Source organism: Streptomyces sp. NPDC048417 (assembly GCF_040651615.1).
GTDB lineage: Bacteria > Actinomycetota > Actinomycetes > Streptomycetales > Streptomycetaceae > Streptomyces.
The window spans coordinates 256,941-280,511 of record NZ_JBEZKI010000010.1 but is presented as its reverse complement, the minus strand read 5'-3'; the positions used below and the strand labels follow the sequence as shown (position 1 = coordinate 280,511).

At 72.6% G+C, this 23,571-nt stretch carries 22 protein-coding genes and 1 pseudogene; 18 read left to right on the top strand and 5 right to left on the bottom strand.

The genetic code is table 11. The features are described from left to right. Positions 1 to 1,233 (top strand): radical SAM family heme chaperone HemW, encoded by a 1,233-nt coding sequence (hemW, locus tag AB0D59_RS18405; RefSeq protein ID WP_362565939.1) that lies wholly within the window; start codon positions 1 to 3, stop codon positions 1,231 to 1,233. Positions 1,234 to 1,258: 25 nt separating this feature from the next. On the opposite strand, the gene AB0D59_RS18400 is transcribed toward hemW, so the two are convergent. Together AB0D59_RS18400 and AB0D59_RS18395 are read right to left on the bottom strand one after the other, a co-directional pair. Further along, on the bottom strand, positions 1,259 to 2,065 hold the full coding sequence (locus tag AB0D59_RS18400) for a DUF3097 domain-containing protein (protein ID WP_362565937.1): 807 nt from the start codon (positions 2,063 to 2,065) through the stop codon (positions 1,259 to 1,261). A gap of 34 nt (positions 2,066 to 2,099) precedes the next feature. Beyond that, entirely contained in the window at positions 2,100 to 2,831 is a 732-nt protein-coding gene (locus tag AB0D59_RS18395) for an MBL fold metallo-hydrolase (RefSeq protein ID WP_362565935.1), read from the bottom strand. A 163-nt stretch (positions 2,832 to 2,994) separates the two neighbouring features. Here AB0D59_RS18395 and hrcA point away from each other — a divergent pair, with 163 nt between their 5' ends. The 10 genes from hrcA to AB0D59_RS18345 all read left to right on the top strand — a co-directional run bounded on the left by hrcA (position 2,995) and on the right by AB0D59_RS18345 (position 13,867). Continuing rightward, complete coding sequence (gene hrcA, locus AB0D59_RS18390) at positions 2,995 to 4,011, top strand: heat-inducible transcriptional repressor HrcA (RefSeq protein WP_362565933.1); 1,017 nt, start codon at positions 2,995 to 2,997, stop codon at positions 4,009 to 4,011. After that, positions 4,012 to 5,148, top strand: coding sequence for a molecular chaperone DnaJ (gene dnaJ / locus AB0D59_RS18385; protein ID WP_362565931.1), 1,137 nt, complete (start codon positions 4,012 to 4,014; stop codon positions 5,146 to 5,148). Between the two features lie 102 nt (positions 5,149 to 5,250). Beyond that, entirely contained in the window at positions 5,251 to 6,342 is a 1,092-nt protein-coding gene (locus AB0D59_RS18380; protein ID WP_362565929.1) for a nitronate monooxygenase, read from the top strand. Further along, positions 6,339 to 7,097, top strand: coding sequence for a 16S rRNA (uracil(1498)-N(3))-methyltransferase (locus AB0D59_RS18375; protein ID WP_362565927.1), 759 nt, complete (start codon positions 6,339 to 6,341; stop codon positions 7,095 to 7,097). The genes AB0D59_RS18380 and AB0D59_RS18375 overlap by 4 nt, the downstream gene beginning before the upstream one ends. Before the next feature lie 29 nt (positions 7,098 to 7,126). Continuing rightward, positions 7,127 to 7,519 carry a VOC family protein gene (locus AB0D59_RS18370; protein ID WP_362565925.1) on the top strand — a complete coding sequence of 131 codons (393 nt, stop codon included), beginning with the start codon at positions 7,127 to 7,129 and terminating at the stop codon, positions 7,517 to 7,519. 92 nt (positions 7,520 to 7,611) lie between these two features. Next, positions 7,612 to 8,178 carry a hypothetical protein gene (locus tag AB0D59_RS18365; protein WP_362565923.1) on the top strand — a complete coding sequence of 189 codons (567 nt, stop codon included), beginning with the start codon at positions 7,612 to 7,614 and terminating at the stop codon, positions 8,176 to 8,178. Positions 8,179 to 8,224: 46 nt separating this feature from the next. Continuing rightward, positions 8,225 to 11,434: a S41 family peptidase gene (locus AB0D59_RS18360; protein ID WP_362565921.1), complete on the top strand. Its 3,210-nt coding sequence runs from the start codon at positions 8,225 to 8,227 to the stop codon at positions 11,432 to 11,434. Positions 11,435 to 11,579: 145 nt separating this feature from the next. After that, positions 11,580 to 11,933: a histidine triad nucleotide-binding protein gene (locus AB0D59_RS18355; RefSeq protein WP_362565920.1), complete on the top strand. Its 354-nt coding sequence runs from the start codon at positions 11,580 to 11,582 to the stop codon at positions 11,931 to 11,933. A gap of 15 nt (positions 11,934 to 11,948) precedes the next feature. Beyond that, entirely contained in the window at positions 11,949 to 12,854 is a 906-nt protein-coding gene (locus AB0D59_RS18350; protein ID WP_362565918.1) for a ribonuclease Z, read from the top strand. 20 nt (positions 12,855 to 12,874) lie between these two features. Continuing rightward, on the top strand, positions 12,875 to 13,867 hold the full coding sequence (locus AB0D59_RS18345; RefSeq protein WP_362565917.1) for an adenosine deaminase: 993 nt from the start codon (positions 12,875 to 12,877) through the stop codon (positions 13,865 to 13,867). Here AB0D59_RS18345 and AB0D59_RS18340 read toward each other — a convergent pair. Further along, complete coding sequence (locus AB0D59_RS18340; RefSeq protein ID WP_362565916.1) at positions 13,864 to 15,048, bottom strand: MFS transporter; 1,185 nt, start codon at positions 15,046 to 15,048, stop codon at positions 13,864 to 13,866. The two genes, AB0D59_RS18345 and AB0D59_RS18340, sit on opposite strands and share 4 nt — an antisense overlap. 448 nt (positions 15,049 to 15,496) lie before the next feature. Then, positions 15,497 to 16,276, bottom strand: a complete 780-nt coding sequence (locus AB0D59_RS18335) for an IclR family transcriptional regulator (RefSeq protein ID WP_362565915.1) — start codon at positions 16,274 to 16,276, stop codon at positions 15,497 to 15,499. A gap of 100 nt (positions 16,277 to 16,376) precedes the next feature. Between AB0D59_RS18335 and AB0D59_RS18330 the strand changes: the two genes are divergently transcribed. The 3 genes and pseudogenes from AB0D59_RS18330 to AB0D59_RS18320 all read left to right on the top strand — a co-directional run bounded on the left by AB0D59_RS18330 (position 16,377) and on the right by AB0D59_RS18320 (position 18,990). After that, positions 16,377 to 17,327 (top strand): 5-dehydro-4-deoxyglucarate dehydratase, encoded by a 951-nt coding sequence (locus AB0D59_RS18330; protein ID WP_362565913.1) that lies wholly within the window; start codon positions 16,377 to 16,379, stop codon positions 17,325 to 17,327. Positions 17,328 to 17,511: 184 nt separating this feature from the next. After that, positions 17,512 to 17,718 (top strand): annotated as a pseudogene (locus tag AB0D59_RS18325) (glucarate dehydratase); the annotation flags it as partial. 51 nt (positions 17,719 to 17,769) lie between these two features. Then, positions 17,770 to 18,990 carry a PfkB family carbohydrate kinase gene (locus AB0D59_RS18320; protein WP_362565911.1) on the top strand — a complete coding sequence of 407 codons (1,221 nt, stop codon included), beginning with the start codon at positions 17,770 to 17,772 and terminating at the stop codon, positions 18,988 to 18,990. Positions 18,991 to 19,303: 313 nt separating this feature from the next. Here the strand turns inward: AB0D59_RS18320 and AB0D59_RS18315 are convergent, their stop codons facing one another. Beyond that, positions 19,304 to 19,993: an FAD binding domain-containing protein gene (locus tag AB0D59_RS18315; RefSeq protein ID WP_362565910.1), complete on the bottom strand. Its 690-nt coding sequence runs from the start codon at positions 19,991 to 19,993 to the stop codon at positions 19,304 to 19,306. Positions 19,994 to 20,244: 251 nt separating this feature from the next. Here AB0D59_RS18315 and AB0D59_RS18310 point away from each other — a divergent pair, with 251 nt between their 5' ends. Genes AB0D59_RS18310 through AB0D59_RS18295 form a run of 4 tightly spaced genes read left to right on the top strand, consistent with a single transcriptional unit; the run spans position 20,245 to position 23,500 of the window. Then, positions 20,245 to 21,312: a PhoH family protein gene (locus tag AB0D59_RS18310; RefSeq protein ID WP_362565909.1), complete on the top strand. Its 1,068-nt coding sequence runs from the start codon at positions 20,245 to 20,247 to the stop codon at positions 21,310 to 21,312. Positions 21,313 to 21,326: 14 nt separating this feature from the next. Beyond that, a complete protein-coding gene (gene ybeY / locus AB0D59_RS18305; RefSeq protein ID WP_351691360.1) occupies positions 21,327 to 21,824 on the top strand; it encodes an rRNA maturation RNase YbeY in 498 nt (165 codons plus the stop codon). A gap of 18 nt (positions 21,825 to 21,842) precedes the next feature. Continuing rightward, positions 21,843 to 23,144, top strand: a complete 1,302-nt coding sequence (locus AB0D59_RS18300) for a hemolysin family protein (protein ID WP_362565908.1) — start codon at positions 21,843 to 21,845, stop codon at positions 23,142 to 23,144. Beyond that, on the top strand, positions 23,141 to 23,500 hold the full coding sequence (locus tag AB0D59_RS18295) for an MmcQ/YjbR family DNA-binding protein (RefSeq protein WP_362565907.1): 360 nt from the start codon (positions 23,141 to 23,143) through the stop codon (positions 23,498 to 23,500). Before AB0D59_RS18300 ends, AB0D59_RS18295 begins: the two co-directional genes overlap by 4 nt. Positions 23,501 to 23,571: the final 71 nt, after the last annotated feature.

The following is a 23,571-nucleotide window of genomic DNA, read 5'->3' as shown; positions in this document are numbered from 1 at the left end:
ATGCCTTCCGCACTTCCCGACGGCGAGCCGGTCCCCGACGACGGCGCGCTCCCGGCGCACGCGCTGGCCGGTGCCGCCGACCGCCCCCTCGGGTTCTATCTGCACGTCCCCTACTGCGCGACCCGCTGCGGCTACTGCGACTTCAACACGTACACGGCGACCGAGCTGCGCGGCACCGGTGGTGTCCTCGCCTCCCGCGACAACTACGCGGACACCCTGATCGACGAGATCAGGCTGGCCCGCAAGGTTCTCGGCGACGACCCGCGCGAGGTCCGCACGGTGTTCGTGGGCGGCGGTACGCCGACGCTGCTGGCCGCCGGCGACCTGGTACGGATGCTGGGCGCGATCCGCGACGAGTTCGGGCTGGCCGCCGACGCGGAGGTCACGACGGAGGCGAACCCGGAGTCCGTCGACCCCGCGTATCTGACGGCCCTGCGCGAGGGCGGCTTCAACCGGGTCTCCTTCGGCATGCAGAGCGCACGGCAGCACGTGCTGCGCGTCCTGGACCGCACGCACACCCCGGGGCGCCCCGAGGCGTGTGTCGCGGAGGCCCGCGCGGCCGGCTTCGAGCACGTCAACCTGGATCTGATCTACGGCACGCCGGGCGAGTCCGACGACGACTGGCGGGCCTCGCTGGACGCGGCGCTCGGAGCCGGCCCCGACCATGTGTCGGCGTACGCGCTGATCGTCGAGGAGGGCACCCAGCTGGCCCGCCGGATCCGCCGGGGCGAGGTCCCGATGACCGACGACGACGTGCACGCGGACCGCTATCTGATCGCCGAGGAGATGCTGTCCGCGGCGGGCTTCGACTGGTACGAGGTGTCCAACTGGGCCACCTCGCGGGACGCCCGCTGCCTGCACAACGAGCTGTACTGGCGGGGCGCCGACTGGTGGGGCGCGGGACCGGGCGCGCACGCGCACGTGGGCGGCGTGCGCTGGTGGAACGTCAAGCACCCGGGGGCGTACGCGGCGGCGCTGGCGTCGGGACGCTCGCCGGGGGCCGGGCGGGAGGTCCTCACGGACGAGGACCGCCGGGTGGAGCGGATCCTGCTGGAGCTGCGGCTGCGGGAGGGAGTGCCGCTGACGCTGCTGAAGGAGCAGGGGCTGGCGGCCGCGCGGCGGGCGCTGGGGGAGGGGCTGCTGGAGAGGGGCCCGTACGAGGACGGGCGGGCCGTGCTGACGCTGCGGGGGCGGTTGCTGGCGGACGCGGTGGTCAGGGACCTGGTGGACTGAGGGAGCCGGGGGCGGGGGCGCCCGGCTACGGGGCCGTGACGAAGTCGATCAGTTCCTCCACCCGGCCCAGCAGCTCCGGTTCGAGGTCCTTGTAGGAGCCCACCCGGGCCAGGATCGCCTGCCACACCGCGCCCGTGTTGTCCGAGGGCCAGCCCAGGGCGCGGCACACGCCCGTCTTCCAGTCCTGGCCGTGCGGGACGCGCGGCCAGGACTCGATGCCCACGGCGGCGGGCTTCACCGCCTCCCAGATGTCGATGTACGGGTGGCCGACCACCAGGGCGTGTGCGCTGGTGACCGACTGGGCGATGCGCCACTCCTTGGTGCCGGGGAGCAGGTGGTCCACCAGGACACCGAGACGTGCGTCCGGGCCGGGTGCGAATTCGGCCACGATCGACGGGAGGTCGTCCACGCCCCCCAGGTACTCCACGACCACGCCCTCGACGCGCAGGTCGTCGCCCCAGACCTTCTCGACCAGCTCCGCGTCGTGGCGGCCCTCGACGTAGATGCGGCCCGCGCGGGCCACGCGCGCGCGTGCGCCGGGCACGGCGACCGAGCCGGAGGCGGTACGGGCGGGGCGTGCGGGGGTGGCCGACGTGGGGCGTACGAGGGTGACCGCCCGGCCCTCCAGGAGGAAGCCCCGCGGCTCCAGCGGGAAGACGCGGTGTTTGCCGAAGCGGTCCTCCAGCGTCACCGTGCCCGCCTCGCAGCGGATCACCGCGCCGCAGAATCCGGTGCCGGGTTCCTCGACGACCAGGCCGGGTTCGGCGGCCACCTCCGGGGCCGGTTTCGGCTTCTTCCACGGCGGGGTCAGGTCGGCGGAGTACTGGCGCATTCGGATGACGATAGGAGAAGTGGCGGCGGCGTGGTCACGACACGCCGAAGCGGGCGGCCAGGGCGTCGCGTTGCCGTCGTACGAACGCCGCGTCCACCACCGCTCCGTGACCGGGCACGTACCGGGCGTTCTCGCCGCCGAGGGACAGCAGGCGGTCCAGGGCGGCCGGCCAGTGGGACGGTACGGCGTCGGGGCCGGCCTGGGGGTCGCCGGACTCCTCCACCAGGTCGCCGCAGAACACCACCGGCCGGTCGCCGGGGACGCCGGGGACGAGGACCGCGAGGTCGTGGGAGGTGTGGCCGGGGCCCACGTCGGCGAGCAGGGCCCGGCGGCCGTCGCCGAGGTCGAGGGCCCACTCGCCGGAGACCGGACGGCGGGGCGGGGGCAGCGCGTCGGCCGCCTCCTCGGCCTCGGGGGCCGGGAGGCCGCCTCGGATCGCGTCCAGGAGGAGCGCCTCGCGGCCGTGCGCGAGGACGGCCTCCGCGCCCGCCGCCGCGTGCACGTCCGCGCCCGCGAACGCCGGGGTGCCGAAGACGTGGTCGAAGTGGGGGTGGGTGAGCGCGAGATGGGTCACACGGCGCCCGGCCAGGCGCTGTGCCTCCGTACGCAACCGCGCGCCCTCGGCCAGGCTCGACCCGGCGTCCACCATCAGGACCGGGCCGGCCCCGAGGACCAGCCCGGCCGTGCAGTCCCACCCCGGCAGCCGGCACCGGCCGACCCCCTCGGCCACCCGCTCCCAGCCCAGCTCTTCCCAAGTCACCGTCATACCGCGACGCTAGCCGCAGAACGCCCCGGGTCCTCACCGACCTTGCCCAGTCGGTACCCGGCGGCCGTACACTGGGCGGGGGATGCTGGCACTCGGGATCGCAGAGTGCCAGGCGAATGACCCGAAAGGCCGCGGGGACGACTTTCTGGAGGTGTGGCGCTGGATGCTGAGTGAACGCAGGCTTCAGGTATTGCGCGCCATCGTCCAGGACTATGTCGGCACCGAGGAGCCGGTGGGTTCGAAGGCGCTGACCGAGCGGCACAACCTCGGGGTCTCCCCGGCGACCGTGCGCAACGACATGGCCGCCCTGGAGGACGAGGGGTTCATCGCCCAGCCGCACACCAGCGCCGGGCGGATCCCCACCGACAAGGGCTACCGGCTGTTCGTCGACAAGCTGGCCGGCGTCAAGCCGATGAGCGCGCCCGAGCGGCGGGCCATCCAGAACTTCCTCGACGGCGCCGTCGACCTCGACGACGTGGTGGCGCGGACGGTGCGGCTGCTGGCGCAGCTGACGCGGCAGGTCGCGGTCGTGCAGTACCCGTCGCTGACACGGTCCACCGTGCGGCACGTGGAGCTGCTCGCGCTCGCGCCGGCCCGGCTGATGCTGGTGCTGATCACCGACACCGGGCGGGTCGAGCAGCGGATGGTCGACTGCCCGGCGCCCTTCGGGGAGTCGTCGCTGGCGGATCTGCGGGCACGGCTCAACAGCCGGGTCGCCGGTCGCCGGTTCTCGGACGTGCCCCGGCTGGTGGAGGACCTGCCGGACGCCTTCGAGGCCGAGGACCGCGGTACGGTCTCGGCGGTGCTCTCCACCCTGCTGGAGACGCTCGTCGAGGAGAACGAGGAGCGGTTGATGATCGGCGGCACCGCCAATCTCACCCGCTTCGGACATGACTTTCCCCTCATGATCCGGCCCGTCCTGGAGGCCCTGGAGGAGCATGTCGTCCTCCTCAAGCTCATGGGCGAGGCGGGGGATTCGGGCATGACCGTACGCATCGGTCACGAGAACGCCTACGAGGGACTCAACTCCACGTCCGTGGTGTCGGTCGGCTACGGTTCGGGCGGCGAGGCACTCGCCAAGCTCGGCGTGGTCGGACCGACCCGCATGGATTACCCGGGAACGATGGGAGCGGTACGAGCGGTGGCACGGTACGTCGGACAGATCCTGGCGGAGTCGTAAGTGGCCACGGACTACTACGCCGTTCTCGGCGTGCGCCGCGACGCGTCGCAGGAAGAGATCAAGAAGGCCTTCCGTCGGCTCGCGCGCGAGCTGCACCCGGACGTCAACCCGGATCCGAAGACCCAGGAGCGGTTCAAGGAGATCAACGCCGCCTACGAGGTGCTCTCCGACCCGCAGAAGAAGCAGGTCTACGACCTCGGAGGCGACCCGCTCTCGCAGAGCGGCGGCGCGGGCGCGGGCGGCTTCGGGGCCGGTGGCTTCGGGAACTTCTCGGACATCATGGACGCGTTCTTCGGTACCGCGTCGCAGCGTGGGCCGAGGTCCAGGACCCGGCGCGGCCAGGACGCGATGATCCGGATCGAGGTCGAGCTGGACGAGGCGGCCTTCGGTACGACCAAGGACATCCAGGTCGACACGGCGATCGTCTGCAACACCTGCAACGGTGAGGGCGCGGCGCCGGGCACCTCCGCCCAGACGTGTGACATGTGCCGGGGCCGTGGTGAGGTCTCGCAGGTGACGCGGTCCTTCCTGGGCCAGGTCATGACCTCGCGGCCGTGTCCGCAGTGCCAGGGCTTCGGTACGGTCGTGCCGACGCCGTGTCCCGAGTGCGCCGGTGACGGGCGGGTGCGGTCGCGGCGGACGCTGACCGTGAAGATCCCGGCCGGTGTCGACAACGGCACCCGGATCCAGCTCGCCGGCGAGGGCGAGGTCGGGCCCGGCGGCGGTCCCGCCGGTGACCTGTACGTCGAGATCCACGAGCTGCCGCACTCCACGTTCCAGCGGCGCGGCGACGATCTGCACTGCACGGTGACCATCCCGATGACGGCGGCCTCGCTCGGTACGAAGGTGCCGCTGGAGACGCTGGACGGGATGGAGGAGGTCGACATCCGGCCGGGTACGCAGTCCGGGCAGTCGATCCCGCTGCACGGGCGCGGTGTCACGCATCTGCGCGGAGGCGGGCGCGGTGATCTCATTGTCCATGTCGAGGTGATGACCCCCACCAAGCTCGACCCCGAGCAGGAGCGGCTGCTGCGCGAGCTGGCGAAGCTGCGCGGCGAGGAACGGCCGACGGGGCAGTTCCAGCCCGGTCAGCAGGGTCTGTTCAGCCGGCTGAAGGACGCGTTCAACGGGCGTTGACCCGTCAGGCGGGGCACCGCCCCTTCGGCCCGGACATATCTGGCATGTGCCAGAGGGACGGCCCGATTCGGTCTTGTTCGGAGGACGTGACAACATGCCGTCATGTCCTCCGCACTGACCGATCTCTTTCCCCTTCCGATCGTGCAGGCCCCCATGGCGGGCGGGGTCTCCGTGCCGCAGCTCGCCGCCGCCGTGTCCGAGGCGGGCGGGCTGGGGTTCCTGGCCGCCGGGTACAAGACCGCCGACGGGATGTACCAGGAGATCAAGCAGCTGCGGAGGCTGACCGGCCGTCCCTTCGGTGTGAACCTGTTCATGCCGCAGACGGAGTACGCCGAGGCCGGGGCCGTGGAGGTCTACGCCCATCAGCTGGCCGGTGAGGCCGCCTGGTACAAGACCGAGCTCGGCGATCCCGACAGCGGCCGGGACGACGGGTACGAGGCCAAGCTGGCCGTGCTGCTCGACAACCCGGTGGCCGCGGCCTCGTTCCACTTCGGCGTCCCCGGCCGGGACGTCCTCGGCTCCCTCCGCCGGGCGGGAACCTTCACCCTCGTCACCGCGACCACCGCCGAGGAGGCCCTCGCCGTCGAGCGGGCCGGTGCGGACGCGGTGATCGCCCAGGGCGTGGAGGCCGGCGGTCACCAGGGCACCCACCGGGACGTGCAGGACAACGAGGGGGCCGGGATCGGTCTGCTGTCGCTGGTCGCCCAGATACGGGAGACGGTGGGCATTCCCGTCGTCGCCGCCGGTGGCATCATGCGCGGCAGCCAGATCGCCGCCGTGCTGGCCGCGGGGGCGAGCGCCGCCCAGCTGGGTACGGCCTTCCTCGCCACCCCCGAGTCCGGCGCCACCGACCTCCACAAGCGGGCGCTGACCGACCCGCTGTTCATCCGGACCGAACTGACCCGGGCGTTCTCCGGGCGGCCCGCCCGGGGTCTGGTCAACCGCTTCATGCGCGAGCACGGCCCGTACGCGCCCGCCGCCTACCCGGAGGTCCACCACCTCACCTCCCCGCTGCGCAAGGCCGCCGCCAAGGCCGGGGACACGCAGGGCATGGCCCTGTGGGCGGGGCAGGGCCACCGGCTGGCCCGCCCGCTGCCCGCCGGGCAGCTGGTGGAGACCCTCGCGACGGAACTCGCCGCCGCGTCGACAGCGTTGTCGGGCAAGGCCGAAGGGTACGAGGGGGACGGGCGATGACCGCCCCGGTGTTCGTGCTCGACCCGCTCGTGGTGCCCGACTTCTCCGGCGGCGAGGTCGTCCTGGACGGGCCCGAGGGACGGCACGCCGTCTCCGTGAAGCGGCTGCGGCCCGGCGAGGACGTCATCCTCACCGACGGGCGCGGACGCTGGACGGAGGGCGTCGTACGGGCCGCCGAGGGCAAGGACCGGCTGGTGGTGACCGGCCTGGAGAGCGTCGTCGAGGAGCCCGGGCCGAGCCCCCGCGTCACCGTCGTCCAGGCCCTCCCCAAGGGGGACCGCGGCGAGGTCGCCGTGGAGACCATGACCGAGGTCGGCGTCGACGCGATCGTGCCCTGGCAGGCCGCCCGCTGCATCACCCAGTGGAAGGGCGACCGGGGCCTGAAGTCCCTCGCGAAGTGGCGGGCCACCGCCCGCGAGGCCGGCAAGCAGTCCCGCCGGGTGCGCTTCCCGGAGATCGCGGACGTGGCGACCACCAAGCAGGTCGCCGCACTGCTCGCCGGAGCCGACCTGGCCGCCGTGCTCCACTCCGACTTCGAGCACCGCAGCGACCCGCTCGCCGAGGCCCGGCTGCCCGCCGAGGGCGAGATCGTGCTGGTCGTCGGGCCCGAAGGGGGCGTCGCCCGGGACGAGCTGGCGCTCTTCGAGGAGGCGGGTGCGAAGGCGTACACCCTGGGGCCTACCGTGATGCGCACATCGACCGCCGGCACCGCCGCCGCGGCCCTGCTGCTGGGCCGCACCGGCCGGTGGTCCTGACCCGTACGACACCTCAAGGGGAACGCGCCGTGGAACTCGCCCAAGTCCGGCTCCTGGTCTCCGACTTCGCCGCCTGCTACCGCTTCTACGCCGAGGTGCTCGGGCTGAAGCCGCAGTCGGGGGCGAGCGAGGGACCGTACGAGAAGTTCAGCCCGCACGCCGGGTCGGCGGGGATAGCCCTGCAGGACCGGGCCATGATGGCCGAGGTGCTGGGCGAGTTGGGGGACACCGCGACCGGGCACCGTTCGCTGGTGGTGCTGCGCGTCGACGACCTGGACGCCTACTGCGAGCAGATCGCCGCCCGGGGCGCGGTCCTGGTGCACGGGCCGACGCCGATGACGGAACGCATGCGCGTCGCCCATCTCAAGGACCCGGAGGGCAACCTGGTGGAACTCCAGGAGTGGCTGCTGCTGCGCACCTGAGGAGCCGTCGACCGCCAGGGGGACCACTCCGAACACGTGAGTGGCCGTATGCCCCCTACCGTCACGGAGAGGACGGTGGCAGGCTGCCCTCCATGGGGGCATTGAGGCCGATTTGGCGCCGACCGCGCGGGACGCGCCGGTCGCGCGTGACCAGGGCGGCGGCCGTGGCGGGGCTCGCGGTGGTCGCCGTGGGGGGTGTGGTGGGCTGCCGGCCGACCGACCTGAACTCCGCGACCGTCGCGTACACCACCGACCGGACCGCCACCGCCGAGCTGAAACGGCAGCACGTCGACGTGAGCTGGCTCACCTGCACCGGCGACTACAGCTCGTCGGCACCGAGGACGCCCTCGGCATCCGAGACCAGCGTCGTCTCCGTGGACTGCCGGGGCCGGACCAAGGACGGCCGGGACATCACCGTCACCGGACGCGTCACCAAGGCGGTCAGCGGCGCCTGTGTGCGCGGGAACCTCGTCGCGAAGGTGGGCGGCAAGGAGTGGTTCCGGGTGACGGGCCTCGGCGACTGCGAGGCCACGCCCGGACCGATCTACAGCACCTACCGGCCGCCCACCTACGGACAGCGGCCGGGTCCCACCGTGACCGTGACGAAGACCATCTGGTGCCAGGGCGACCCCAAGTGCTGGCCGGTCCAGGGCAAGTGATCGAAATCGGCCACCGCGATCGTGCCGCGATGCATAGGCTGAGCGGGTGACTCAGGGTGCAGCGACAGGACCGCGGTCCTACCTCCGATTTCCCCATGTCCACGGCGACCTGGTCGCCTTCACCGCCGAGGACGACGTGTGGCTCGCGCCCCTGGACGGGGGCCGGGCCTGGCGGGTCAGCGCCGACAACGTCCCCGTGACGCTGCCGCGTATCTCGCCCGACGGGACCACGATCGCCTGGACCTCCGCCCGGGACGGGGCCCCCGAGGTGCACACGGCCCCGGTGGCGGGCGGCAGCAGCGAACGCCTGACGCACTGGGGGAGTTCCCGCACCCAGGTGCGCGGCTGGACCGCCGACGGGCAGGTCCTCGCGATCAGCACCTACGGCCAGTCCAGCCTCCGGCGCAGCTGGGCCCGCACCGTTCCGCTCGACGGCGGACCGTCCACCGTCCTGCCGTACGGTCCGGTCGGCCATGTCGCGTTCGGGCCGAACACCGTGCTGCTGTCCGCGCCGATGGGCCGGGAGGCGGCCTGGTGGAAGCGGTACCGGGGCGGTACCGCCGGGAAGCTGTGGATCGACCCGGACGGCGATGGCGAGTTCGTCCGGCTGCACGAGGAGCTGGACGGGAACCTCGAATACCCGGTGTGGGCCGGCGACCGGATCGCCTTCCTCTCCGACCACGAGGGCACGGGCGCGCTGTACTCCTCCCTCGCCGACGGCTCCGACCTGCGCCGGCACACCCCTCTCGACGGTTTCTACGCCCGGCACGCGGCCGGTGACGGCACCCGGGTCGTCTACGCCTCAGCCGGTGAACTCTGGCTCCTCGACGACCTGGAGGGCGCCGAGCCGCGCCGGCTGGACATCCGGCTCGGCGGGTCCCGCGTGGACCGGCAGCCGCGCCCGGTCAACGCCTCCCGCTGGTTCGGCTCCGCCTCGCCCGACCACACCGCGCGCGGCAGCGCCGTCCTGGTGCGCGGCGGCGTGCACTGGGTGACCCACCGGTCGGGGCCGGCCCGCGCGCTGGCCGCCCAGCCCGGGGTGCGCGCCCGACTGCCCGTCACCTTCCGCGCGGACGCGGAGGAGTGGGTGGTGTGGGTGACGGACGCCGAGGGCGACGACGCCCTGGAGTTCGCCCCCGCCACCGGTGCCGTGCCCGGCTCCACCCCGCGCCGGCTCGCCGCCGGGCAGCTCGGCCGGGTCCTGGACCTCGCCGTCGCCCCCGACGGCGGCCACGTCGCGGTCGCCGCGCACGACGGACGGCTGCTCCTCGTCGAACGCGAGACCGGCGAGGTCCGCGAGGTCGACCGCAGCGAGGACGGCGACGTCTCCGGGCTGGCGTTCTCGCCCGACTCCGGCTGGCTGGCCTGGTCCCACCCCGGGGCCGGCGGGCTCGCCCAGCTCCGTGTCGCCCACACCACCGACCTCACCGTCACCGAGGCGACCCCGCTGCGCTTCCAGGACTACGACCCCGTCTTCACCCGCGACGGCAAACACCTCGCCTTCCTCTCCACCCGCTCCTTCGACCCGGTCTACGACGAGCACGTCTTCGACCTGGCCTTCGTGGTCGGCGACCGGCCGCACCTGATCACGCTGGCCGCGACCACCCCCTCGCCGTTCGGCCCGCAGCGGCACGGCCGCCCCTTCGAGGCCCCCGACAAGGACGAGACCCCGGACGCCGAGGGCACCCCGGCCACCCGCATCGACCTGGAGGGCCTCGCCGACCGGATCGTGCCCTTCCCCGTCGAGGCCGGCCGCTACTCCGGGCTGCGCGCCGCCAAGGACGGCGTCCTGTGGCTGCGCCACCCGGTACGCGGCGTGCTCGGCGCCTCCCGCGCCCACCCCGAGGACCCCGACCCCAAGACCGAGCTGGAACGCTACGACCTCGCCCAGCAGCGCATCGAGTACCTCGCCTCCGACGCCGACCACTTCGAGGTCAGCGGCGACGGCAAACGCGTCCTGCTGTGGGCCGACGGCAAGCTCAAGGTCGTACCCAGCGACCGGCGTGCCTCGAACGACGACGACAGCGACACCAACATCACCGTCGACCTGTCCCGGGTCCGGCAGACCGTCGAACCTGCCGCCGAGTGGCGGCAGATGTTCGACGAGACCGGCCGCATCATGCGGGACCAGTTCTGGCGGCCGGACCTCGGCGGCGTCGACTGGAACGGCGTCCTCGACCGCTACCGCCCGCTCGTCGACCACGTCGCCACCCACGACGACCTGGTCGACCTGCTCTGGGAGGTCCAGGGCGAACTCGGCACCTCGCACGCCTACGTCACCCCGAATGGCGGCTACGGCCGCGGCGCCCGCCAGGGCCTCCTCGGCGCCGACATCTCCCGGCACCCGGACGGCAGTTGGCGCATCGACCGGATCCTGCCCGCCGAGACCTCCGACCCCGGCGCCCGCTCCCCGCTCGCCGCACCCGGCGTCGCGGTACGCCCCGGGGACGCGATCGTGGCCGTCGCCGGCCGCTCCGTCGACCCGGTGACCGGACCCGGCCCCCTCCTCGTCGGCACCGCAGGCAAGGCCGTAGAACTGACCGTGTCCCCGGCCGGCGGCGGCGAACTGCGCCACCCCGTCGTCGTCCCGGTCGCCGACGAGGAACCGCTGCGCTACCACGCGTGGGTGGCCGACCGGCGGGCCCATGTGCACGAGCTGTCCGAGGGCCGGCTGGGGTATCTCCACGTGCCGGACATGCAGGCACCGGGCTGGGCCCAGATCCACCGCGACCTGAGCGTGGAGATGGCCCGCGAGGGCATCGTCGTGGACGTCCGCGAGAACCGCGGCGGGCACACCTCCCAGCTCGTCGTGGAGAAACTGGCCCGGCGGATCGTCGGCTGGGACCTGCCGCGCGGCATGCGCCCGTTCAGTTACCCGAGGGACGCGCCCCGGGGCCCGGTGGTCGTCGTCGCGAACGAGTTCTCCGGCTCGGACGGGGACATCGTCAACGCGGCGATCAAGGCGCTGGGCATCGGCCCGGTGGTCGGCACCCGCACCTGGGGCGGCGTGATCGGAATCGACAGCCGCTACCGCCTGGTCGACGGCACGCTGGTCACCCAGCCCAAGTACGCGTTCTGGCTGGAGGGCTACGGCTGGGGCGTGGAGAACCACGGCGTCGACCCCGACGTGGAGGTCGTACAGACCCCCCAGGACTGGGCCGCGGGCCGGGATCCCCAGCTGGACGAGGCAGTACGGATAGCGCTGGAGGCGTTGGAGACGACGCCGGCGAAGGTGCCGCCGACGCTGCCGATGTAAGGAGGCGGGGTCGGGTCCCACCTGAAGGGGCGCGGGGCTGTGCCGATGTGCGGCTCCGCCGCGTGGGGCGCGACCAGCCCCCACAGGACCCGCACTCGACGACGATACGATGCCCTCGGAACTGATCACCGGGCGAGGAGAAAACATGGCAGGGGAACCCCAGGACGACTGCCTGTTCTGCAAGATCGTCGCAGGTCACGTCCCCGCGACGATCGTCCGGGAGACGGACACCACCGTCGCCTTCCGGGACATAAACCCCCAGGCACCCACCCACGTCCTGGTGATCCCCAAGGTCCACTACAAGGACGCGGCCGAGCTCGCCGCAGGCGAACCCGCCGTGGCCGCCGACATACTGCGCGAGGCGCAGGCCGTCGCCGACGAGGACAAGCTGGACAGCTACCGCATCGTCTTCAACACCGGCAGCGGCGCCGGCCAGACCGTCTGGCACGCCCACGCGCACGTCATCGGCGGCCGCGGCCTGCAGTGGCCGCCCGGGTAACCCGGGCAAGTCACCGTGTCCGTCCGTGAACTGGTGGTCCTCGGCACCGCCAGCCAGGTTCCCACCCGGCACCGCAACCACAACGGCTACGTGCTGCGCTGGGACGGTGAGGGCATCCTCTTCGACCCCGGCGAGGGCACCCAGCGGCAGATGCTGCGGGCCGGGGTCGCCGCGCACGACCTCAACCGGATCTGCGTCACCCACTTCCACGGTGACCACAGTCTCGGCCTCGCCGGGGTCATCCAGCGCATCAACCTCGACAAGGTCCCCCACCCGGTCACCGCGCACTACCCGAAGTCCGGGCAGCGCTTCTTCGACCGGCTCCGGTACGCCACCGCCTACCGGGAGACCGTCGGCATCACCGAGGCCCCGGTCGACGCGGACGGCGACCTCGCCGTGACCCCGTCGTACACGCTCCAGGCCCGCAAGCTGTCCCACCCGGTCGAGTCCTACGGCTACCGGCTGGTCGAGCCGGACGGTCGCCGCATGCTGCCCGAACGGCTCGCCGCGCACGGCGTCAAGGGCCCGGACGTCGGCCGTCTGCAGCGCGACGGCGTCCTCGGGGACGTCACCCTCGACCAGGTCAGCGAGGTACGGCGCGGGCAGCGGTTCGCGTTCGTGATGGACACCCGGCTCTGCGACGGTGTGCACGCGCTCGCCGAGGGCTGCGACCTGCTCGTCATCGAGTCCACGTTCCTCGACGAGGACGCCGAACTCGCCGCGGAGCACGGCCATCTGACCGCCGGGCAGGCGGCGGCCGTCGCGCGGGACGCCGGGGTACGGCACCTCGTGCTGACCCACTTCAGCCAGCGCTACTCGGAACCCGAGGAATTCGAGCGGCAGGCGCGGGACGCCGGATACCAGGAGGAGCTGACCGTGGCGCGGGATCTGCTCCGAGTGCCGGTTCCGAAGCGCAGGTGAAACGGCCGTACCATGCTCTGATGCCCCTCCCGAAAGCTGAACTGCACCTCCACATCGAAGGCACTCTGGAACCGGAGCTGGCGTTCCGGCTCGCCGCGCGCAACGGCGTCGAGCTGCCGTACGCGGACACCGACGCGCTGCGCGAGGCCTACCGGTTCAAGGACCTGCAGTCCTTCCTGAACCTGTACTACGAGCTCATGGCCGTCCTGCGCACCGAGCAGGACTTCGAGGACCTCGCGAACGCCTATCTGGCCCGGGCCGCCGCGCAGGGCGTGCGGCACGCCGAGATCTTCTTCGACCCGCAGGCGCACATCGCCCGGGGCGTGCCCATGGGCACGGTCGTGGAGGGCCTGTGGCGGGCACTCGGCGAAAGCGTCGAGAAGCACGGGATCTCCACCCGGCTGATCATGTGCTTCCTGCGGGACGAGCCCGCCGACTCGGCGCTGGAGACGCTGGAGGCCGCACGGCCCCACCTCGGCCGGATCATCGGGATCGGGCTGGACTCGGCCGAGGTCGGGCATCCGCCGGCCAAGTTCCGCGAGGTGTACGAGGCCGCCGCCGACCTCGGGCTGCGACGTGTGGCGCACGCCGGTGAGGAGGGGCCGCCCGCCTACATCGCCGAGGCGCTGGACGTGCTCGGCGTGGAGCGCGTCGACCACGGGCTGCGCTGCATGGAGGACCCGGAGCTGGTCGCCCGGCTGGTGCGGGAGCGGATCCCGCTGACGCTGTGCCCGCTGTCGAACGTGCGGCTGCGCGCGGTCGACGTGCTCGCCGAGCACCCGCTGCCGGCGATGCTCGACGCGGGCCTGCTGTGCACGGTCAACTCCGACGACCCGGCCTACTTCGGGGGTTACGTCGCCGACAACTACCACGCCGTGCACGACGCCCTGGGCCTGTCCAGGGAGCAGATGCGGGAACTGGCCCGCAACTCCTTCCTCGCGTCCTTCCTGGAGGACGACGAGGAGCTGCGGACCCGGTACCTCGCCGAGGTGGAGGCCTACGAGTTCGGCTAGACGGCGACGTCCAGCCGTACCGTCTGGTCGGTGAGCGCCGGGTGGGTCGCCGTGACGGTGGTGGTCCTGCGCCGCAGCGCCACCGCCGTCAGCGGGACCGCGACCGCCAGCAGGCCCACCGCCAGGACCGTCCCCATCGCCGGGAAACCGGCCCGGGCCGACAGCAGGCTGCCGGTCATCGGGCCGACGGCCGTCCCCAGCGACGACGCCGACCCGACCAGCACCGCCCAGCGGCCCCGCGGGTCCAGGGCGGCCGCCAGGCCGATGACGTACGACAGGACGACCGGGTAGAGCAGGTTCCAGGCGATCTCGCCGGACGCGAACGTCGTCAGGTCCGTGGCGGACGCGCTGAGCGCGATACAGCCCGCGATCAGCACGGTGCCGAGGCCGATCGGCAGGCCCTGCCCGAGCCGCGGGCCGAGCGCGCCCGCTCCGACCACGCCCAGCAGACCGGCGCCGAGCGCCACCGCGAACACCACGCCGACGGTCACCTCGCTCAGATGCGCCTGCGTCAGGCCGATCCGGCCGCTCACGCCCCACAGCGAGTTCTGCGCGGCCGACCAGCAGGGCATCGCGGCGGCCAGCAGCAGACCCGAGCGCAGGTGCGGGAGACGGGATCCGGTCGCGGTGCGGGGCGGGGCCGGGGCGGTACGGGGGGACAGGCGGGCGGTCAGCGGCCAGACCGCCAGTGCGGTGAGCGCGATCGCGGCGAGGGGCTGCGCGTGACCGGGGCCGAGGTGCGGGACCGTCAGATAGACGGCACCCGCGAGGGCGGAGACGCCGAGCAGGCCGAGGGTGGTGGTGCGGTGCGGGTCGAGTTGTGCGGCGATGCCGGTGGCGGCCACCGCGGTGACCGCGCCGGAGCCGAAGCCGCCGACGATCGCGCCGGCCACGACGGCCGGGACGTGGGTGGTGAGGGCGGCGCCGCCGTAGCCGAGGACGGCGAGCAGGAGACCGGCGCGGGCGAGGGCGCGGGGGCCGACGCGGTCCACGCGGGACGCCAGCAGGAAGCCGGCCGCCGCGGAACTCAGCAGCAGGGCACTGCCGATGGCACCTGCCTGGGTGGCGGAGATCGGGAGCCCCGATTCGAGCCTGCCGACGGTGGTCGGGAGCAGGTACGGGGCGAGATACCCGGCCGTGAAAAGGGCGACGAGGGGCCAGGGGGTGGTGCGGGCGAACACGGGCGTTCCCAGGGCATGCGAAAGGACCGACGGAGAAAGGGGGTTGGGCGCAGGCCGTCGACGGACAGGAACGCGCGGGCAATTTGTATCAAGTGAGGGAGGGCGGAAGAAGGGCGGGGGGTGTGATGTAGGTCATGTTCCGTTTCGGGTGTGGGGGGTGGGGTAGGAGCGCCGCGCGCCGTGGGGTGGTGTGCGTTCTCGGGTGCGGTGCGGTGCGGTGCGGTGCGGTGCGGTGCGGTGCGGTGCGGTGCGCGGGATGCGGGATGCGGGATGGCTGGTCGCGCCCACGCGGCGGAGCCGCACATCGATACAGTCCCGCGGCCCTGAGTGGGCCCGGAGCCGCACATCGATACAGCCCCGCCCCCTGGGTGGGCCCCGGAGCCGCATGCTGACAAGTCCCGCGCGTCCGGACGGAGGCGCCGCGGTCAGCTGGACGGAGGACCTGCGGTCAGCGCCAGTTGACTGTGCCGCCGGGGGGTGTGGCCGACTCGATTCGTGAGCGGATCTCTCTCATCACCGTCACGATCTCCGCCTCGTGGTCCGGGGTCAGGCGGGTCACCGGTACCGAGCAGCTGATCGCGTCCTGGGGCGGGGTGTCGTACCGCAGGGCGAAGCCGAAGCCGATGATGCCGGTGACGCCTTCCTCGCGGTCGATCGAGTAGCCGCGGGTGCGGATCTCGGCGAGGTCGGCGGTGAGGGCCTCCCGGGTGGTGTGGGAGTTGGGGGTCAGGGGTTCGTACGGGCCCTCGGGGAGGTCTTCGGCGGGGCGTTCCGCGAGGAGCGCCTTGCCCAGGGCGCCCGCGTGGGCCGGCAGCCGCCGGCCCACCCTGCTGATCGTGCGCAGGTATTCGTGCGACTCCCGCGTCGCCAGGTACGCCACGTTCGGGCCGTCCAGGCGGCCCAGGTGGATCGTCTCGCCCAGCTCCTGGGACGCCTCGTCCAGGTACGGGCGTACGAGGCGGACGCGCGGGTCGGAGTCCAGGTAGCTCGTGCCGGTCAGCAGGGTGCGGATGCCGACGCCGTAGAGGGAGCCGGTCGTGTCGGTGCGTACCCAGCCCCTCGTGATCAGCGTCTGGAGCAGGGCGTACATCGAGCTGCGCGGGACGGCGAGTTCGTCCGCCAGTTCCTGGAGGCGGGCCGGGCGGTCGCCGCGGGCCGCGAGGAGCTCCAGCAGCTCCACCGTGCGCGCCGCGGACTTCACCTCGCGGACGCCTGCTGTCTCGGACATGTGCAGATCGTAGAGGGGCGGGGGCGGTGTGCGCCGTTGACGGGGGGTGTTCGCATATCTAGTCTTAGTTCTTATACGTGGATGACGTCTACATGGGGAGATGGATTCGGTGGCCGGACAGCCGGAGGATGTGGTGCGGAGCCTGCGCAAGGGGATGGCGGGAGGGGTGCTGTCGTTCCCGCTCACCGCCTTTCACGCCGACGGGTCCCTCGACGTGGACGGATTCCGGGAGTACGTCGGCGGACAGCTCGCCGCCGGGCCCGGCGCGCTCTTCCCGGCCTGCGGGACGGGGGAGTTCTTCTCGCTGGACGAGGACGAGTACCGGCGGGTCGTCGCCGTCGCCGTCGAGGAGGCGGGCGGGCGGGTGCCGGTGGTCGCGGGGGTGGGGTACGGCTGGGCGCAGGCCGTACGGTTCGCCCGGGTCGCCGAGGAGGCCGGCGCCGACGCCCTGCTCGTGCTGCCGCACTATCTCGTCGCCGCCCCGCAGGACGGGCTGGTCGCGCAGCTGGAGCGGATCGCGGCCGGGACGTCCCTGCCGCTCATCGCCTACCAGCGCGGACAGGTCGCCTTCACGGCCGACTCGTTGACCCGTGTCGCCCGTATCCCCGGCGTCATCGGGCTCAAGGACGGGCACAGCGACCTGGACCGGCTCCAGCGCCTCACCCTCGCCGCCCCGGAGGGCTTCCTCTTCTTCAACGGCGCCGCCACCGCCGAGATCCAGGCCCGCGCCTACGCCGCCGTCGGCGTCCCCGCCTACTCCTCCGCGGTGCACGCCTTCGCGCCCGAGATCGCCGACGCCTTCTTCGCCGCCCTCGGCGCCGGCGACCACGGCACCGTCGACAAGCTGCTGCGCGACTTCTACGTGCCGTTCGTCGAACTCCGCGACCGCGTCCCCGGATACGCCGTGTCCCTCGTCAAGGCGGCGGCCCGGCTGCGCGGCCGTCCCGTCGGCGCGGTGCGCGCCCCGCTCACCGACCCCTCGGCCGCCGACCTGGCCGACCTCAAGGCCCTGCTGACCGCCGGACTCGACCTCGTGGGAGCGCCCCTGTGAACCTCACGATCGCCGACGTCCGCCCGACGCGATCCTGGTCGCCGACCCGCCGCTGCCGAACACCTGGGGCGTGCACCAGCCGTACATGCCCCGGCTGATCGGGGAGGGGGAGACCGCCGACGGGGTGACCGGGGTCGGCGAGACCTACGGCGACACCAAGTACCTGGAGCCGGCCCGGCCGTTCGTCCTCACCGAGCGGCTCGTCTTCGAGGGCGGCCGGGTCGCCGGCACCGACGCGCCGGGCCTGGGCGTCGAGCTGGACCGGGAGCGGCTGCGGACGCTGCACCAGCGGTGGCCGGACGACGAGGGGACGCTCCGCGACCGCGACGACGCGGCGGCGATGCGGGCGGCCGAGCCGGGGTGGACCACACCCACCGTGCCGCGCTGGTGACGACGCTCGTTCGGGCGGTCGTACGGCGAGAGCCGCCGCCGCTGTCACGACATGGTGCAGACTGGCCGGATCCGCACCACGCCCAGGGAGCGCACCGTGACCGCGTCCAACGCGTTCGCCGGAGAGGAACCGGAGTACCTCGACGACGACAGAGGAGCAACGACACCGCACTGCGCCGTGCAGGTCGACCCGCTGGCCGGCGTGCGGACGCCGGACGATCCGCCCTGGGACGTCTACCTCACCGGCACCGTCTTCCTCGACATCATCTTCACCGGGCTGCACTCCGCCCCCGTGCGCGGCACCGAGTCCTGGGCCCGGGGCATGGGCTCCAGCCCCGGCGGCATCGCCAACATGGCCACCGCCCTCGCCCGGCTCGGCCTGAAGACCTCCCTCGCGGCGGCCTTCGGCGACGACCACTACGGCGAGTACTGCTGGGACGCCCTCGAACAGGGCGAGGGCATCGACCTCTCCCCGTCGCGGACCGTGCGCGGCTGGCACTCGCCGGTCACCGTGTCCATGGCGTACGAGGGGGAGCGGACCATGGTCTCGCACGGCCACGAGCCGCCCGCCGACACCCTGTTCCGCCAGCAGAACGCGCCCGGCCACCCCGCCCACGCGCGCGCCGCCGTCGCCTCCCTCACGCCCGGCAAACGCAACCCCTGGATCGCCAAGGCCGCCGCCGAGGGCACCCGGATCTTCGCGGACGTCGGCTGGGACGACACCGGCGCCTGGGACCTGGCCGGCCTCGCCGATCTCGAACACTGCGAGGCGTTCCTGCCCAACGCGGAGGAGGCGCGGCGGTACACCGGCGCCGACTGCCCGCGCGCCGCGGCCCATGCCCTCACCGAGTACGTGCCCCTCGCCGTCGTCACCCTCGGGGCGGAGGGGGCCTACGCCGTCGACGGGCGGACCGGGGAGTCCGCGGAGGTCCCCGCGATCGCCGTGGAGGCCCTAGACCCGACCGGAGCGGGTGACGTCTTCGTCGCCGGGTTCGTGACCGGCACGCTGGCGGACTGGCCGCTGGCCGACCGCCTCGCCTTCGCGGGCCTCACGGCGGCGCTCTCCGTCCAGGAGTTCGGCGGCTCCCTGTCCGCGCCGGGCTGGTCGGAGATCGGGGCGTGGTGGCGGAAGGTCCAGTCGGTGGCGGGGCAGGACCCGGCGGCGCTGCGGCGATACGCGTTCCTGGAGGGCCTGGTACCGGAGGAGGACCAGGTCAGGCCGTGGCCTCTGCGGAGGGCGGTGCCTACGATCGGGTTCGGCCGGTCGGCGTGATGATCGCGGGTGCGGGTGCGGGTGCGGGTGCGGGTGCGGGTGCGGGTGCGGGTGCGGGTGCGTGGGGGCTGGGGGCGGGGGGTTTCGCTTCCCGGCGCCGGCAGGGTGCCGCTGCGCCCACCCGTGCCGCCTGGGGGCACCTCCCAGGCCCTTAAGGCACTGGGGGGAAGCACGCCTGCCCGCGGCTACGGAGGACGCGGCCGGGCAGCGCCCCGTCAGGGGCGCGGGGCTGTGTCGGTGTGCGGCTCCGCCGCGTGGGCGCGATCGGCTCCCACCGGCCCGCAGCCGACGACCGGGCGCCACCACCCCGGAGCTACCCTCCGAGCACCCCGGCAACCTGCTCCCGCAGCAACTCCCGCCCCGCCCCCGACACCCCGGCCAACGCACCGGCGAACAGTTCCTCCACCCCGCCCCCGTCGGCGGCCACACTCCCCCCGCTCACCACGTACCCCTCCCGCACCGCGACCCGCAGCACACCCTCCGTGTCCACCGCCGCCGCGGCGATCGTCGGCACCTCGCCGCCCCCCGGGTCCGCCACCTTCGCGTACGCCCCCTTCACCGGCTCCCGCCAGCGCAGCGCCAGCAGCACCGGCGACTTGGCCTCCAGCTCGGACAGGTCCACCTCGTCCACGCCGTCCGCCGTGAGCACCTCGGCCCACGCGTCCAACACGATCGCCGCCGGCAACAGATCCCGCAGGCTCGACCCTGCGATGTTCCCGCCCACCGTCGCCGTCCGGCGCACCGAGCCCGTGCCGACTCCCTTCGCCGCCTTCCGCAGCACCTCCGGAACCCGGTCGTCCACCTGGTGCAGAAGCACCGCACCCCCCAGCACGCCGTCCCCGACCGCCGTCGCCTCCGGCACCTTCCGCAGGGACACCGCCTGTTCCGGGAAGCCGTCACGCTGCCAGACGGCCCATACCAGGGTCGCACCGCCGACGGGTATCGCCCCCTCGGCCAGGCATTCCCGGGCCTCGGACACCGACGTGGGCAGACGCAGCAGCACGGCTACCTGCTTTCTGTACGTACAGGTGGCGTGGAGCGGACGCGGCCCCGTGACCACGTATGGCAGTGACGGCCCGGATTCTGCCCCGGCGGGCAGGAGCGCAGGCAGGGCTCACGGCTGCATCGGGGGCGCCTTTCTTCGCGAAAAGGCCTACGGCGTTGTCAGCCCCGCGTCGTACGCTTGGTATCGCGAGGCCGCCCTCAGCTACGCGGCCGTGATGAGGAGGAACCGCAGGCCTTAAGCGCCGGCCCATGACTCAGACACCCACAGCTCACACTCCCGCGCAGCAGCAGGCCCGAGCTCAGTTCGAGGTTCCCGCCCAGCACCCGATGGTCACCGTGCTGGGATCCGGCGACTCCCTGCTGCGCGTGATCGAGAAGGCCTTCCCGGCGGCCGACATCCATGTCCGGGGCAATGAGATCAGCGCGGTCGGCGATGCCCGTGAAGTCGCCATCGTCCAGCGCCTGTTCGACGAGATGATGCTGGTGCTCCGCACCGGGCAGCCGATGACGGAGGACGCAGTGGAACGCTCGATCGCCATGTTGCGGGCGAGTGAGAACGGGGAGGGACCGGAGGAGACCCCGGCCCAGGTTCTGACACAGAACATCCTGTCCTCGCGCGGCCGCACCATCCGACCCAAGACCCTCAACCAGAAGCGGTACGTCGACGCGATCGACAAGCACACGATCGTCTTCGGCATCGGCCCCGCCGGTACCGGAAAGACGTATCTGGCCATGGCCAAGGCGGTGCAGGCCCTGCAGTCCAAGCAGGTCAACCGCATCATCCTGACCCGGCCGGCGGTCGAGGCGGGCGAGCGGCTCGGCTTCCTGCCGGGCACGCTCTACGAGAAGATCGACCCGTACCTGCGGCCGCTGTACGACGCGTTGCACGACATGCTCGACCCGGACTCGATCCCGCGCCTGATGGCGGCTGGGACGATCGAGGTGGCGCCGCTGGCGTACATGCGCGGCCGTACGCTCAACGACGCCTTCATCATTCTCGACGAGGCCCAGAACACCTCGCCCGAGCAGATGAAGATGTTCCTCACCCGGCTCGGCTTCGAGTCGAAGATCGTGATCACGGGTGACGTCACCCAGGTCGACCTGCCCAACGGGACCAAGTCCGGTCTGCGCCAGGTGCAGGACATCCTGGAGGGCGTGGAGGACGTGCACTTCTCCCGGCTGTCGTCCCACGATGTCGTACGGCACAAGCTGGTGGGCCGTATCGTCGACGCGTACGAGATGTACGACAGCCAGCACGGCACGGAGAACGGCACGCACCAGGGCGGCCGCTCGAAGTCCGGGCACAAGGGGAAGTAGACAAGCACAGCGCCATGTCGATCGACGTCAACAACGAGTCCGGAACCGAGGTCGACGAGCAGGCGATCCTCGACATCGCCCGCTACGCCCTCGCGCGGATGCGCATCCACCCGCTCTCCGAGCTCTCGGTGATCGTCGTGGACGCCGACGCCATGGAGCAGTTGCACATCCAGTGGATGGACCTGCCCGGGCCGACCGATGTCATGTCCTTCCCGATGGACGAGCTGCGGCCGCCGTCGAAGGACGAGGACGAGCCGCCGCAGGGGCTGCTCGGCGACATCGTGCTCTGCCCGGAGGTCGCCGCGAAGCAGGGGGCCGAGGCCGACACCCAGCACTCCATGGACGAGGAGCTCCAGCTGCTCACCGTCCATGGCGTGCTGCACCTGCTCGGCTACGACCACGAGGAGCCCGACGAGAAGGCCGAGATGTTCGGCCTGCAGGCGGCCATCGTGGACGGCTGGCGGGGGGAGAAGGGCCTGACCGGTCCCTCCCCGGCGCCGACGGTCTCGTAACCGGGTGGTCGTCCTCGTATGAGTCCGCAGATCGTCGCCGGAGCGATCGCCCTGGTCGTCGTGGCGTGGCTGGCCGCCTGCGCCGAGGCCGGTATCGCCCGCGTCTCCAGCTTCCGCGCCGAGGAGGCCGTGAAGTCCGGGCGGCGCGGCAGCGCCAAGCTCGCCCAGATCGCCGCCGACCCCACCCGCTACCTCAATGTGGCGCTGCTGGTCCGCGTCGCCTGCGAGATGGCCGCCGCGGCCCTGGTCACCTACGCCTGCCTCCAGGCGATCCCCACCACCTGGGAGGCGCTGCTCGCCGCGATCGGCGTGATGGTGCTCGTGTCCTACGTCGCCGTCGGCGTCTCCCCGCGCACCATCGGCCGCCAGCATCCGCTGAACACGGCCACGGCCGCCGCGTACGTGCTGCTGCCGCTGGCCCGCATCATGGGCCCGATCCCGTATCTCCTCATCCTCATCGGCAACGCCCTCACTCCCGGCAAGGGCTTCCGGCGCGGCCCGTTCGCCTCCGAGGCCGAACTGCGGGCCCTGGTCGACCTCGCCGAGAAGGATTCCCTGATCGAGGACGAGGAGCGCCGGATGGTGCACTCGGTCTTCGAACTGGGCGACACGCTCGTCCGCGAGGTCATGGTGCCGCGCACCGACCTGGTGGTCATCGAGCGGTACAAGACCATCCGGCAGGCCCTCACCCTGGCCCTGCGCTCGGGCTTCTCGCGCATCCCCGTCACCGGGGAGAGCGAGGACGACATGGTCGGCATCGTGTATCTCAAGGACCTGGTCCGCAAGACGCACATCAGCCGGGACGCCGAGTCCGACCTGGTCTCCACCGCCATGCGGCCCGCGTTCTTCGTGCCCGACACCAAGAACGCCGGCGACCTGCTGCGCGAGATGCAGAAGGAACGCAACCACGTCGCCGTCGTCATCGACGAGTACGGCGGCACGGCCGGGATCGTCACCATCGAGGACATCCTGGAGGAGATCGTCGGCGAGATCACCGACGAGTACGACCGGGAGCTCCCGCCGGTCACCGACCTCGGCGACGACCGCTACCGGGTCACCGCCCGCCTCGACATCACGGACCTCGGCGAGCTGTACGGGCTCGACGAGTACGACGACGAGGACGTGGAGACCGTCGGCGGGCTGCTCGCCAAGGCGCTCGGCCGGGTGCCCATCGCGGGTGCCGCCGCCCAGGTCGAACTCCCCGACGGACGGAGGCTGGCCCTGACCGCGGAGGCCGCCGCCGGACGCCGGAACAAGATCGTGACGGTGCTGGTGGAGCCGGTGCCGGTGGCCGACGACCCGAAGGGCGAGCCCGAGTGACCCCCGACCGGCTCCGCGCCTTCTGCCTCTCCTTCAACGCGGCGGAGGAGGACTTCCCGTTCAACCCGGACATCTCGGTGTTCAAGGTCCTCGGCAAGGTGTTCGCGCTGAGCTGGATGGATGCCCGCCCGCTGAAGGTCAACCTCAAGTGCGATCCCGACGACGCGGTCCGGCTGCGCGCCGACCACGAGGGCCTGATCATCCCCGGCTACCACATGAACAAGCGCCACTGGAACACCGTGACCGTGGACGGCGACCTCCCCGACCGCCTGGTGAAAGAGCTGATCGAGGACTCGTACGACCTCGTCGTGGCCGGCCTGCCGAGAGCGGAGCGGCTGCGGCTGGACCGGGCGTGACGTCCGCGGCGGATCAGCGGGACGCACCCTTCGGCACGCAGCATCCCCGACCGGGCCTTCGACGAACTGTT